Origin of the sequence: Bradyrhizobium sp. 138, assembly GCF_023074075.1 — a bacterium.
Taxonomy (GTDB): domain Bacteria; phylum Pseudomonadota; class Alphaproteobacteria; order Rhizobiales; family Xanthobacteraceae; genus Bradyrhizobium.
Genome location: NZ_JADPKT010000003.1, coordinates 650510 through 663558, shown reverse-complemented (window position 1 = coordinate 663558; position 13049 = coordinate 650510). Strand labels below are relative to the sequence as shown.

The window sequence follows — 13049 nt, the reverse complement described above, 5'->3', positions numbered from 1 at the left end:
GCGCGCCCTTCGCGCGCCGTGCCCACCTCGCCATAGTTATTGAGAGATGGTGGGCACGGCGCGGCGCGCCTTTGCCCACCCTACAAGATTACACCCCAGCCTCCGCCATCCCGGCCGCCCACAGCGCAAACGCATAGACGATCGCGACTTCATCCAGTCGGTCGAACCGCCCCGAGGCGCCGCCATGGCCGGCGCCCATGTTGGTGCGCAAGAGAACCGGGCCGCCGTCGCGCATGGTGGCGCGCAGGCGCGCGATCCATTTGGCGGGCTCCCAATAGGTGACGCGCGGATCGGTCAAGCCGCCCATCGCCAGGATCGCCGGATACGCCTTCGCGGCGACATTGTCGTATGGCGAATAGGACAGGATCGTGCGAAAATCCTTCTCGCTCTCGATCGGGTTGCCCCATTCCGGCCATTCCGGCGGCGTCAGCGGCAGCGTGTCGTCGAGCATGGTGTTGAGCACGTCGACGAACGGCACCTCGGCGACGATGCCGGCGAACAATTCGCCGGCGCGGTTGGCGACCGCGCCCATCAACATGCCGCCGGCCGAGCCGCCATGGCCGACGATGCGCTTGGCGCTAGTGTATCTCGCATCGATCAGCGCGCGGGCGCTGGCTGAGAAATCGTCGAACGAGTTGGTCTTCTTCTCGCGCTTGCCGTCAAGATACCAGCCCCAGCCCTTGTCGGCGCCGCCGCGAATATGGGCGATGGCGTAAACAAAACCGCGGTCGACCAGCGACAGGCGGTTGGCGCTGAACGAGGCCGGCATCGCCATGCCGTAGGAGCCGTAGCCGTAGAGCAGCAGCGGCGCCGAGCCGTCGAGCTTGAGCCCACGGCGATAGAGGATCGACACCGGCACCTCGGCGCCGTCTTGCGCCTTCGCCATGATGCGCGTCGTGACGTAATCGGCCGCGTCATGGCCGGACGGGATCTCTTGGCGCTTGCGCAAGGTGCGCGTGCGCTTGACCATGTCGTAGTCGTACACCTCCGACGGCGTCGTCATCGACGAATAGGAAAAGCGCAAATTCGTCGTGTCGAATTCGTAGGAGCCCATCGTGTCCAGCGAATAGGCGGCCTCGTCGAAGGCGATGGCATGTTCCTCGTTTGAGGCGAGATCGCGGATCACGATCGACGGCAGCGCATTGGCGCGCTCCAGCCGCACCAGATGACCGGCATAGAGATCGAGATCGATGATGTAGATGCCGGGCCGATACGGGATCAAATCCCGCCAGTTCTTGCGCTCGGGCGCGAGAAGCGGCGCGGTGACAATCTTGAAGTCGATAGCATCGTCGGCGTTGGTCAGGATGAAGAGCTGATCGCCGCGGTCGGCCAGCGAATATTGCACGCCTTCCTCGCGCGCCGCGACGAGGCGCGGCGGCGCCTCGGGATGGGCGAGATCGATCAGCCGCTGCTCTGATGTTTCGTGGTCGCCACCCGCGATCACGCAGAAGCGGCCGCTGGTGCTTTCGTGCAGATGGGTGAACCAGCCGGAATCCTGCTCTTCATAGACCAGCGTGTCGTCGGCCTGCCTGGTGCCGAGCTTGTGCCGCCACACCTGCATTGGGCGGTGATTGTCGTCGAGCTTCACATAGAAGAAGCTCTTGCAGTCCGCGGCCCAGACGATGCCGCCGTCGGTCTCCTCGACGAGGTCGTCAAAGTCCTTGCCGGTGGCCCAGTCGCGGACGCGGATCGTAAAATATTCGGAGCCCTTGGTGTCGGCGCTCCAGGCCTGCAGATTGTGATCGTGCGAGTGCCGGCTGCCGCCGAACTTGAAATATTTGTGGTCCTTGGCGAGTGCGTCGCCGTCGAGCACGATCTCGCCGTCACCGCCCTCGCGCGGCATGCGGCCGAACAGCTCGTGCTGCCCGCCCTCGCGAAACCGGCGGAAATAGGCGAAAGGACCGTCGGCCGACGGCACGCTGGAATCGTCCTCCTTGATCCGCCCGCGCATCTCGCGCACCAGCGTCTTCTGGAGCGTTGCAGTGTGGCCGAGCAGGCTCTCGGTGTAGACGTTCTCTTCATCGAGATATTTGCGGATGTCGGGATCGAGCACCTTGGGATCGCGAAGGACCTCCTGCCATTTGTCGTCCTTCAACCAGGCATAGTCGTCGGTCACGGTAATGCCGTGCCGCGTGAACGAATGCGGCCGGCGCGGGGCGACGGGGGGCTGGGAAGGTGTTTTGGCTTGTGTCACTCGATCCTCGTTCAGATGCGTATCCGCGGCGCTCCGCGTTCCCTTATATCGTCCCGATTCCACGAATTGCCAGCGCGTCTGCGCCGAGGACTGCACCAAGTCACCGGGTTGTTGATCCGCCACTTGTATGCTTTGAGGGTTACATCCCGCCGCCGGTCCACCTGATGCTGTTCAATTCTTACCCGTTCATCCTGCTGTTCCTTCCGGCCGTGCTGGCCGGTTATTTCTGGCTCGGGCGGCGCAGCAATCTGACGCCGGTGGTCTGGCTGGCGCTGGCCTCGCTCGCCTTCTACGCCATCGGCAGCTGGCAGTTCGTGGCTCTGTTGCTGCTGTCGATCGCCTTCAACTACGGTGTCGGCCATTTCTTGATCGTGGCGAAGCTCGGCCCGTCGCGACGAAGGGCGGCGCTCGCGCTTGGCGTTATCGGCGATCTGCTCGTACTCGGCATCTTCAAATATGCCGGCTTCGTCACCGAGAACATCAATACGCTGTTCGGCACGCATGCCGCGGTCCACATCCTGTTGCCGGTCGGCATCTCCTTCTACACCTTCACCCAGATCGCGTTCCTGGTGGATGCCTATCGCGGCCAGGTCGCGGCTTACGCGCTGCCGCACTACGCGCTGTTCGTGACCTATTTCCCGCATCTAATCGCAGGGCCCATCCTCCACCACAAGGACATGATCCCGCAATTCGCGCGGAAGGAAACCAAGCGCCCGGACCCGCATCTCATTCTGTGCGGAATCATCATCTTCGCCATCGGCCTGTTCAAGAAAACCTGCCTTGCCGATGGCATCCAGCCGCTGGTCGCGCTCGCCTTCGAGGCGCGCTCGCCGAGCTTCGATCAGGCCTGGCTGGGTGCGCTCGCCTACACCTTCCAGCTCTATTTCGACTTCTCCGGCTATTCCGACATGGCGATCGGAATATCGTTGATGTTCGGCATCTTCCTGCCGGTGAACTTCAACTCGCCCTACAAGGCCACTGGCATCATCGAGTTCTGGCGGCGCTGGCACATGACGCTGTCGCAATTCTTGCGCGACTATCTCTACATTCCGCTCGGCGGCAACCGCAGGGGACGCGTGCTGCGCTATGTCAATTTGCTGATCACGATGCTGCTCGGCGGGCTCTGGCACGGCGCGGCCTGGACTTTTGTCATCTGGGGCGCCCTGCACGGCACCTATCTCTGCGCCAACCATGCCTTCAATGTGCTGGTGCCGACCATTCCGTCTGCTCTCGCGCGCCCGGCCCGCGTCGCCGGAGCAGCGCTGACGTTCCTGGCTGTCGTCGTCGCCTGGGTGTTCTTCCGCGCCGAGAGCGTGACTTGGGCGCTACGCGTTCTCCACGCCATGGCCGATCCCTCGCATATCGTGCTCGGCCGCGAGGAGATCGCGGCGCTCGTCCTCATCGCCATCTATGCCGCGCTGGTGTGGCTGGCGCCGAACACGCAAGGCATCATGGGATATGATCATGACAACCGCAGTGTCGGCGAGGCCCTGCGGGCGGGGCGCATGCGGCCGCTGGTCCTCTATGCGGCGTCGCTGGTGCTCGCATTCGGGCTGCTCGGCATCGGCAGCCACAGCGAATTCATCTACTTCCGGTTCTGATGCAGGGCGCGTTCGCACAGTTGAGACGTCTTCTGCTCGCCAGCATCGCATGCGTGCTCGGTGCGGCCTTGCTCACCTACGCCGTCGATCCCCTGCAACTGTTTCGCCCTTCGCGCTCCGCCTTCTATTCCGATGACACGCGCGTGCAGAATGCCGGGCTGATCCGCAGCCAGACGTTCGAAACCGCCTTCATGGGCACCTCGCTCGCGATTCATTTCCGCCAGAGCGACATCGACCGCGCGCTTGGTGTGCACTCGCTCAAGCTGGCCATGACCGGCTCCAATTCGCGCCAGCAGGCCTTCGTGCTGGAGCAGGCCATCGACCGCGGCGCAAAGCGGGTGATCTGGGCGATGGACGATTTCATCTTTGTCGAGGCGGCCGACATCGAGGCGGATCCCTACCTGTCCGTCGATCTCTATCGGGGGACAGCGAAGGGGATCGCGTCCTATCTGTTCAGCGCCGCGATGGCCAAGGAATCCCTGTTCACGCTGCTGCGGTCCGTCCCGCCGCTGCGAGAACCACTGACCCGGGCGGCGCCGTTCCTGCCGGTTAAATTCGCGCTGCCCGATGTTGACGACATCTACGCCCTGCCGCGGGATTTCGACGTTGCGCGAGACTACAACGCAAGAAAGACGCTCGCCGCCTTCGCCTACATCACCAGTCCTGTGCGCAGCCGTTTCCTCGGCGAAGGCTACGGCTACGACGCCATGGTCAGTCATTTCGAGCGCGACGCCATCAGCTTGATCACGCGCCATCCCGACGTGACCTTCGACATCTACTTCCCGCCCTATTCGATCCTGCAATTCGTCGCGATGCGCGATGCATCACCTGCGACGCTGAAGATCGTCACCGATCTCACGGCGGTCATCGCGCAGCGATTGACGCAGCTTCCCAACGTGCGCCTGCATGATTTCCGTGCGATCAAGGTGGTGACTCATGACCTCGATAATTACGGCGACGTCATCCACCACTCGCCGGTGATCGACGCGAAGGTGTTGCAATGGCTGGCGAGTGGGGAATACCGGGTGGACCCGAAGACGCCGCTCGCGTCGCTGGACGAGCTGAAGGCGCAGATCGAGGCGTATCGTGTGCCCCGATCGAATCTGCCGTAGCCCGCATGAGCGAAGCGACATGCGGGTTATCGCGCGAATCCCGGGTGTCGCTTCGCTCACCCGGGCTACGACAGCCGAGGCCTACGCCGCCACCTCGTCCCCGAGATACGCGACCGCCGCTTCCAGCCCGCCCTTGCCGTGCGGGATCTTCAGTGCGTTGAGCCCGATCTCGATCACCCCTAACGTGCCGAGCAGCATCGGCGCATTGACATGACCCATATGGGCGATGCGGAAGGCTTGGCCCGAGAGGTCGCCGATGCCGGTGCCGAGCACGACGCCGCACTTGTCCTTGCAATAGCGTTGCAGCACCGCGGGATCGTGGCCGGTGCTCATGGTCACGGTGGTCACGGTGTTGGAGCGCTCGCTGGCTTCCGCGACGTTGAAGCCGAGCACCTGGCCTTCCGACCATGCGGCAACCGCGCGGCGCGCGGCTTCGCCGAGCAGGCTGTGGCGGCGGAAGGCGTTCTCCAGGCCTTCCTCGTGCAAGAGGTCGATCGCCTGGCGCAGCGCAAACAACAGATGCACCGGCGCGGTGCCGGCATATTTGCGATAATTCTCGGTGCCCTCGCGCTCGCTCCAGCTCCAATAGGGCGTCGACATATTGGCCTTCTTGTGCACCTCGAGCGCCCGCGCATTGGCGGCGACGAAGCCGAGGCCGGGCGGCGTCATCAGGCCCTTCTGCGAGCCGGACATCGCGACATCGATGCCCCATTTGTCCATCTCGAACGGCATGCAGCCGAGCGAGGCCACGGTGTCGACCATGTACAGCGCGGGATGGCCGGCCGCCTTGATCGCCTTGCCGATCGCCTCGACGTCGTTCTGCACGCCTGAGGCCGTGTCGACCTGGACCACGACGACGGCCTTGATGGTGTGCTCCTTGTCGCGGCGCAGGCGCTCCTCGACCTCGTGCGGCCGCACCGCGCGGCGCCAGTCGCCCTTGAGCACCTCGACCTCGGCGCCCATCAGGGCTGCCGCATTGCCCCAGCCGATCGCGAACCGGCCGCTCTCTAGCACCAGCACCTTGTCGCCGCGCGACAGCACGTTGCTGAGCGCGGCTTCCCAGGCGCCGTGACCGTTGGCGATGTAGATGTAGGACTTGCCCTTGGTCGCAAACAGCTTCGAGATATCGCTGAGCAGGCTCTCAGTCAGATCGAGCATCTGCTTGGAATAGATGTCAATCGCCGGACGATGCATCGCCCGCAGCACCTCGTCAGGCATGTTGGTGGGCCCGGGGATGGCCAGAAATTCCCGGCCCGCACGAACGGTCATTGCTGTCAGTCCTTATTGCCAGAGAACAGATCGGTGGGTCGCTGATTCATGCTTTTACGTGGCGCTGACGCCTTAGAAAAGCGCCCAAAACGCAGGTCTGGGTTATCGTTTGGTCTCACGGCAGCCGGCGGCTTCGGCCTCCTCGACCGAGCAGAACCAGCGGGTGCCCTTGCTGATCTTCATCTTGATCTGGGTGTACCAGCGGCTGGTCGGCTGGTGAAAGATGCACTCGCCGGCGCTGTTGACGTTGCCCTTGATGGTGCAGTCCGGCGAGGGCGCCACCGGTCCCGAGGCCGAGGCGAGCAGCACCGCATGCGCGCCGTCAGGTGGCTTGGTCGCGCCGAGGATGGTGGTCTTCTTGTTGCGTTCACGCCAGTCCCAGGGCGCGATGAAGGCGCCCTGCCACATTCCGGCTTTTGCCTCACGCGCGACTTTCTCGTCTGCATCATAGTCGTGGGACATGCGGGTGTAGGCCAGCGCCCAGCCGCTGCGCACCAGCCATTTCTGGATATCCTCGCCGCCGACCTCGCAGCGCGCCACGGTGCGGCCGCGCCGGTCGATCGCGCGGGTGTGGCAGACCCAGTTCTTGCCGTCGGCGTATTTGGCGAGCTCGTCGCGCGCCGCAATGCCGCAGGTCCAGCGCTCGGTCTTGGTGTTGAGGCAGAGCTGGTCGACCGCGGGCGCATCGATGCCGCCGAGCCGGATGCGCGTGTTGCCGATCACCACGGCATCGCCGGCGCGGACCTTTGCCGTGCCGGTGATGTCAGCGGCGTGCGCCATCGACGGGAGGGCAAGTAAAGACAGCGCAATCAGGAATTTTCGCAACATGCCGGTCCGCGTGTGATGAAAATCTCGATAGACCGCGCAATTGTGGTCGGCTTTTGGCCATCGGGCCAGCGCATGCCTGATGGTTGAGCTTTCAACTTCCTGTCATCTAGCGATGGTCCTGTAGGGTGGGCAAAGCGACCTGTCCGCCGTAGCTCGAAGAGCGAAGGCGGAAGCGTGCCCACGATCTCTGGCTCCAAGGGGGAAGTGGTGGGCACGGCGCGAAGGGCGCCTTTGCCCACCCTACGAGACCTGTATTCGGGGCACGACCTACTCCCGCCCCGCCATCGCCCGCCGCGCCACCGCCAGCCCCATCAGCACGAAGGCCGACGTCACTTCCGGGCCGCCCACCAGGATCCGCGTCGGCGTCTTCATCTTGTTCCACTCATAGGCGCGGAACGGGCCGCGGCGGCCGCCTTCGCCGAGATTTGCGACGATCACGTTCAGCGCGGGCGCGAAGGCGCGCGGGTCGGCGCCGAGATGGCCGAGCGCGATCAGCGCCAGCGCCGCGTCGAACACGTTCATCTCGGCGGCCATCAGCTCGCCCTTGACGTAGGACAGCACGCGATGGCGGATGAAGTCGAAATCGCCGGCGGGATCGATCGCGGCCTGTGCCGCCAGCGGCAGCGCCAGGAAGGCGGCATAGCAGCGGCCGAAATAGGCGCTGTAGAGCTCCGGCAAATAATAGATGTGCGAGCGCGGATTGGCGAAGGCGCCGCTCGCGGCCAGCCGCTTCTGGAAGCCGATGATGCGATGCAGCGTGGCGAGCCGCGACGGCGTCTCCAAAACCTTCCAGCGCGCCAGATTGCGAAAGCTCACCTCGAGAATGTCGAGATTGAGCGTTGGATCGAGATCGTTGCCGTAGGGACGTTCGCCCGCGAGATTGTCGATCCAGGTCGCGACCCCGCCCTCATAGTCGATATTGTCATTGAGCGGCACGGTCACGCGCGGTTCGTTGACGCCGGCGCGCACCTGGTAGCCGGAATAGAAGTCGAGCAGCGGCTGGTCGATGATCGCATCAAGGCAGCCGGCCTGCGTCGCCGCCGAGATCGAGCACGCCGTGGTGTCGCAATCCGGCACGTAGATGCCGAAGCCGAGGTCCTGCTTGATCTGCGCGAAGTAGCGGGAGAAGCGCGGATGCGGCGCCGGCGCCAGCGCGGTGATGACGTCAAAGCGCGCGCCGCCGATGCCCTCGACCTCCTCGCGGCTGATGTTGACGCAGAAATCCACCATGTCGGCGATGGCGCGCTCGGCCGCGATCTTGTCGGACTGCGAGGCGAGCCCGGTCTCGCCATAGCTCAGCAGCGCCTCGATGAAGAACGCGTCGTAATAGGCCGAGCGGTGCCGGATCTGCACCGGCTCCCACATCGGCTCGGCGACCCCTCGCCAGGGCGGATTGACGACGGCCCGTGCCGGCGAGCGCGCGATGAAGACGCGGGCGAGGTTGAACAGCAGCGAGGAATTCTTGTAGCCGCGGGCGTTGAGGCCGGTGAGCGCCATGATCAGCTCGCGCCCACGAAAGTCAGGATCGCCGATCAGGTTGAAGGCGGCATAGGTCGGCAGAAAGCTGTTCTTGCGGTACGAGCCGAGCAGATGCTGCGCGCAATCGCGGATCACGCCGTCGATCTGCGCCTGCGGCGGCGCGGAGCCGGTGAAGATCGCCGGCGGCGGCTTGGGATGGTCGGTCGCGATGCTGTCGACGAGATCGGCGACCGGCTGGCCGACCGCCGCCCAGTCGGGCTCGGCCTCGTCGCGGGCGCGAACCAGCGCCTCGCGAAGCGCCGTCAGCCTGGCTTCGTCGCGCAGCTCGGGCAGCCCGGCCCGCCGCAGCAGCACCCGCAGCGCGGGATTGCCGAGCGCGGTCTTGTAGAACTTGGCCAGATGCGGATCGCCGCTGGCTCGGCCCGATAATACGGGATCGCAGACGTCGTAAAGCGAGGGACCGTCCTTCGGCGCCAGCAGCGCCCGGCAGGCGGCGCCGGCGAAATAATGAAAGCTCATGAAATACCTGGTCGCGGGGACTCTGGCGGGTTTTGGCCGGGGGCCGGCCATGCGCGCCCAGCCACGCGCCACCCCCTGCAAGTCGTTGAAAAGGCTACCCGGATTCGCAGGAAATACAAATGTGATGAAAGTCACGGAAAAGGCCGGCACGAAGGCTGCATGGTTGAGGCTCAGAAAGCGGCCAAGGAGGGGAAAACACGCAAATCTGGCCCGAGTAATTAACGAATATATTCAGTGACTTAGCTCAATTTTTGGGCAGTCTATTGCCGGGGAGGCGATATCCGGTTAAGGGTTTGTTTGGTGCGGCGCCGCAAATTGCGCGCAATTCGGGGGCACATCCCCGGCCAATCCCTCAAACCTAAAGACGCTATCGCGCTACTCAAACAGTGTGCGCGCGCTTGGCTGGTCTTTGGCACAGGAAACGAACCGAGATGAATGTAAAGCAGCTCGACCTTTCCAGACGCACGATCGCGCTGGCCGCGGCCCTCATCGGCACGGTCTCGCTGGTGATCGGCGCCCATGCTGCTCTCAACATGCGTGCGATCGATGCCGCCAAGGCGGTCTCGACCGACCAGATCACCGGCTCGATCGGACAGACCTCGCGCCTCGCCCTCGTCATCGGCAACGGACATTACCCCGACGCCAGCGCGCCGCTGACGCAGTCGATCAACGACGCCCGCGCGCTGTCCTCGGCCCTGCGCAAGGACGGTTTTGACGTCGACATGGTGGAAGACGCGACCCGGGACGACATGGTCCGCGCCGTCAATCGCCTGAAGTCGCGGATCAAGCACGACACCGTCGTCATGCTGTTCTTCGGCGGCTACGGCGTGCAGGCGGGACGCGAGAGCTACATGCTGCCGGTCGATGCCGTGATCTGGAAGGAAAAGGACGTCCGCCGCCAGGGTGTCTCGATCGACGGCGTGCTCGACATGATCAAGGAGCAGGGCGCCAAGGCCAAGCTCGTCGTCGTCGACGCCTCCCGCCGCAATCCCTATGAGCGCCGCTTCCGTTCCTACAGCCACGGCCTCGCGCCGATCAGCGCGTCCGACAATGCCCTGATCCTCACCTCGGCCGCGCCCGGCAAGGTCGTCGACGACGGCAAGGGCGAGCACAGCGTGCTGGTCAGCGAGTTCCTCAACAACCTCAACGCTCGGGGCAGCGCCGAAAGCGTCTTCAACAAGACCCGCCTCGCCATCTCCCGCGCCAGCGAAGGCGACCAGGTCCCGACCGTCTCCTCCTCACTGCTCGAAGACGTCCATTTCGGCGCAGCCGGCGGCTAGTTTTTTCCGAAGGCTCGCGAGCTCTCGTAGGGTGGGCAAAGCGAAGCGTGCCCACGTCTTTCTATCGAAATCTTGGAAAAATGGTGGGCACGGCACGCTTCGCTTTGCCCACCCTACAGCATGCGTGCGTGACGCACGATCGTGCTTTTACTTCGCCGCTTCCGCGCTCGCCATCACCGGACGCACCGGATCGCCTTCGCGCAACAGCGCGCCGGCGCGGGCGACGACGACGTCGCCCTCGTTGAGGCCGTCACGGACCTCGATATTGCCGCCCGACATCAAGCCGACCTCGACACGCTTGGTCTCGACGCGGTTGCGGCGGATCACCTGCACCACGGTGCCGGCGGTGGAATATTGCACCGATGTCAGCGGCACCGCGACGTTGCAGCTCTGCCCGGTCTTGATCAGCGCACGCCCACTCGCCTTCAGCAGCAGCCGCTTCTGCGAGGAGATGCCGATATAGACCATGCCCTGCTGGATGTTCGGCTCGACGGTCGGGCCGATGCGGCGGATCTTGCCGTCGATGTCGCCGGCGCCGGCGATCCGCACCGTCGCCGGTTGATTGACCGCGAGCTTGCGCATATCGGTGGTCGCCACGAGGCCAACGAGATCGTATTCGCTGCGCGCCACGATGGTGAACAGCGCCTCGCCCTTGGCCGAGGCGAGATTGCCGATCTGGGCCGTCGACGTCGCGATCACGCCCGCCACGGGTGCGGTGACCTGCACCGTGCCGCCCTCGGGCAGCGCCAGCCGCGCCAGCACCTGGCCGGCGGTGGTGGTGTCACCGGCTTCCGCCAGCACGTCGGTAACCTTCAGGCCCGGACGCTCGGGCCGCACCGAGGTTTCCTCCCGCGCGATGATGCTGCCGGTGGCCTCGACAATGTCGGAGAAGCAGGATTTTGCGACTTTCAGCACCGTGACGGCCGGCCCCTTGGGCGCGTCGTCATCGGCAGCGCTGGCCGGATATTGACCGAGGACGAGCACGCCGGCGACGGCTGCGGGACACAGGCTTCGAACAACGGCGCGGGGCAAATGACGCATCGGAAATTCCACGGGTTCTATGCCTCCAATCGATAGCAGATGGCAACGGGCCGGACTACGGCCGCGTTGCCCCAAAACGGGATGCCGCGCCGGCGCGGCAAGTCATTGATTAGTCGCGGGATTGGGGATCAGGTTCGCTGCCTTTCGGGGGCGGGGCGGCGTGATTGCGGCGGTCGATGGGGTGTGGACCACGTCAAAAACGTCACGCCGGCGGTCGCGGCAATGGCTGGCCCTCGCTCCGGCGCTCGCCGAGCAGCTTGCCGGTAGAACGATCGATCAGGTGCAGGCGCGTACAGGCCGGACACGGCACGGAAACATGCGTGCGATCGCTCGGCTCGTCGCCGAGCCGATACTGCACATTCATCCCGGTCCGGGGGCACCTGAAGACGATCTGACGGTCCATGCCCGGTGATATGCCTACAAGCACGGCCTTCCGAAATTACGGATGATTACGTAGCTCCGCCGCGCCTGCCTCACGGCAGGCTCAAGAATTCCACCCAGTTCGGCTTCTTGCCGGTGGGGTAGGATTTCAGCTTGGCCAGCGCGCCGGTGCTCTGGTCGATCGCATAGACCGTCATGCTGTCGGAGAGCTCGCCGACCGCGGCGAGGTAGCGTCCGGAGGGATCGACGTGGAAGCCGCGCGGCTGCTTCTCGGTCGGCACGCTGCCGATCGTGGTCAGCTTGCCGCTTGCTGCGTCCACCTTGTAGGCGGTGAGCGTGCTGGTGGTACGCTCGGAGGCGTAGAGGAAGCGGCCATCAGGGGTGATGTGGATGTCGGCCCCCCAAGGTTTGCCGGAAAAACCATCCGGCAGCGCGGTGGTGCGCTGGATCTCGTCCAAGGCGCCGCTCTTGGCCTCATAGGTGAAGGCCGCGACGTCGCCGTTCAGCTCGTGGAGGAGATAGACGAACTTGCCGCCCGGGTGAAACACGAAGTGCCGCGGGCCCGATTTCTCCGGCACCTTGTGGGCCGGCGGATCGTTCGGCGTCAGCGTGCCGGCCGTGGCATCGAACGCGAAGCTCAGCACCTGGTCGGAGCCGAGGTTGGTCGCGAACGCGAAGCGGTTGTCGGGCGAGGGCAGGAAGGCGTGCGCGTTCAGCCCGGTCGGGATCACCTGCTTCGGCTCGCCGGCGACGCCGTTCGCGTTCAGCGGATTCAGGGCGACCTTGTTGCCGCCATAGGACGCGCTGAACAGGAACTTGCCGCTGTGATCGACGGCGATATTGGCCATGCTGTCGGCGAGCGGCCCGTTGCCGATATGGCTGAGCTGGCCGGTCTTGGGGTCGATCGCAAAACTCACGGCGAGATACGGCTGCGAGCGGACACCGGCAATCAGCACGCGGTGGTCGGGCGTGATCGCGAGCGGCGTCGAGGAGCCGGGCTTGTCGACGCCCTTGAAGGCGGCCGTCTGCACCGGTGTCATCTCGCCGTTCGCGGCCAGCTTGAACACGCTGATGTCGTTGCTGTCGGCGTTGCCGACATAGGCGAAGGTCTCGGCCATGCCGGCGTGGACTCCTGAAATGAGGGCGAGAAAGGTGAGGGTGGTCATGGCGAGCGCAGCGCGCGGCAGGCGCGATGCGACGCATCGGGTCGATCTCAACATGGTCTCCTCCTCAGAGCCGGTACGGCATTGTCGTTTTGCCGGCGAGGATAGCGGGCGGCGCGCCACCACACCAAATTCCAATTGGGATCGATCGATGCCGAAATTGTATCGGTCGCGCCGGGACA

Annotated in this window: 9 protein-coding genes; 3 read left to right on the top strand and 6 right to left on the bottom strand. The window is 64.7% G+C overall.

From position 1 onward, the window contains the following. Positions 1 to 88 precede the first annotated feature (88 nt). Complete coding sequence (locus tag IVA79_RS04045; RefSeq protein WP_247550499.1) at positions 89 to 2194, bottom strand: S9 family peptidase; 2106 nt, start codon at positions 2192 to 2194, stop codon at positions 89 to 91. A gap of 164 nt (positions 2195 to 2358) precedes the next feature. Here IVA79_RS04045 and IVA79_RS04040 point away from each other — a divergent pair, with 164 nt between their 5' ends. Together IVA79_RS04040 and IVA79_RS04035 are read left to right on the top strand one after the other, a co-directional pair. Next, positions 2359 to 3795, top strand: a complete 1437-nt coding sequence (locus IVA79_RS04040) for an MBOAT family protein (protein WP_247550496.1) — start codon at positions 2359 to 2361, stop codon at positions 3793 to 3795. Continuing rightward, positions 3795 to 4907, top strand: a complete 1113-nt coding sequence (locus IVA79_RS04035) for a hypothetical protein (protein ID WP_247550495.1) — start codon at positions 3795 to 3797, stop codon at positions 4905 to 4907. The genes IVA79_RS04040 and IVA79_RS04035 overlap by 1 nt, the downstream gene beginning before the upstream one ends. A gap of 81 nt (positions 4908 to 4988) precedes the next feature. Here IVA79_RS04035 and IVA79_RS04030 read toward each other — a convergent pair whose 3' ends face one another. The 3 genes from IVA79_RS04030 to IVA79_RS04020 form a co-directional block, all read right to left on the bottom strand. Beyond that, the gene (locus IVA79_RS04030; protein WP_247550494.1) at positions 4989 to 6176 is read right to left on the bottom strand and encodes an aminotransferase class V-fold PLP-dependent enzyme; all 1188 of its coding nucleotides are present in this window, start codon (positions 6174 to 6176) and stop codon (positions 4989 to 4991) included. 102 nt (positions 6177 to 6278) lie between these two features. After that, the gene (locus IVA79_RS04025; protein WP_247550493.1) at positions 6279 to 7004 is read right to left on the bottom strand and encodes a thermonuclease family protein; all 726 of its coding nucleotides are present in this window, start codon (positions 7002 to 7004) and stop codon (positions 6279 to 6281) included. A gap of 267 nt (positions 7005 to 7271) precedes the next feature. Next, positions 7272 to 9002, bottom strand: a complete 1731-nt coding sequence (locus IVA79_RS04020) for a hypothetical protein (RefSeq protein WP_247550491.1) — start codon at positions 9000 to 9002, stop codon at positions 7272 to 7274. 431 nt (positions 9003 to 9433) lie between these two features. Here IVA79_RS04020 and IVA79_RS04015 point away from each other — a divergent pair, with 431 nt between their 5' ends. Then, positions 9434 to 10282, top strand: coding sequence for a caspase family protein (locus tag IVA79_RS04015; RefSeq protein WP_247550490.1), 849 nt, complete (start codon positions 9434 to 9436; stop codon positions 10280 to 10282). 147 nt (positions 10283 to 10429) lie between these two features. On the opposite strand, the gene IVA79_RS04010 is transcribed toward IVA79_RS04015, so the two are convergent. Continuing rightward, positions 10430 to 11323, bottom strand: a complete 894-nt coding sequence (locus tag IVA79_RS04010) for an HlyD family efflux transporter periplasmic adaptor subunit (protein WP_247550489.1) — start codon at positions 11321 to 11323, stop codon at positions 10430 to 10432. 473 nt (positions 11324 to 11796) lie between these two features. Next, a complete protein-coding gene (locus IVA79_RS04000; RefSeq protein ID WP_247550486.1) occupies positions 11797 to 12924 on the bottom strand; it encodes a beta-propeller fold lactonase family protein in 1128 nt (375 codons plus the stop codon). Positions 12925 to 13049 lie beyond the last annotated feature (125 nt).

Bases quoted from the DNA above. Each gene is read 5' to 3' on its own strand.
- IVA79_RS04040 (WP_247550496.1), top strand. From the start codon at position 2,359: ATGCTGTTCAATTCTTACCCGTTCATCCTGCTGTTCCTTCCGGCCGTG.
- IVA79_RS04035 (WP_247550495.1), top strand. From the start codon at position 3,795: ATGCAGGGCGCGTTCGCACAGTTGAGACGTCTTCTGCTCGCCAGCATC.
- IVA79_RS04030 (WP_247550494.1), bottom strand. From the start codon at position 6,176: ATGACCGTTCGTGCGGGCCGGGAATTTCTGGCCATCCCCGGGCCCACC.
- IVA79_RS04025 (WP_247550493.1), bottom strand. From the start codon at position 7,004: ATGTTGCGAAAATTCCTGATTGCGCTGTCTTTACTTGCCCTCCCGTCG.
- IVA79_RS04020 (WP_247550491.1), bottom strand. From the start codon at position 9,002: ATGAGCTTTCATTATTTCGCCGGCGCCGCCTGCCGGGCGCTGCTGGCG.
- IVA79_RS04015 (WP_247550490.1), top strand. From the start codon at position 9,434: ATGAATGTAAAGCAGCTCGACCTTTCCAGACGCACGATCGCGCTGGCC.
- IVA79_RS04010 (WP_247550489.1), bottom strand. From the start codon at position 11,323: ATGCGTCATTTGCCCCGCGCCGTTGTTCGAAGCCTGTGTCCCGCAGCC.
- IVA79_RS04000 (WP_247550486.1), bottom strand. From the start codon at position 12,924: ATGTTGAGATCGACCCGATGCGTCGCATCGCGCCTGCCGCGCGCTGCG.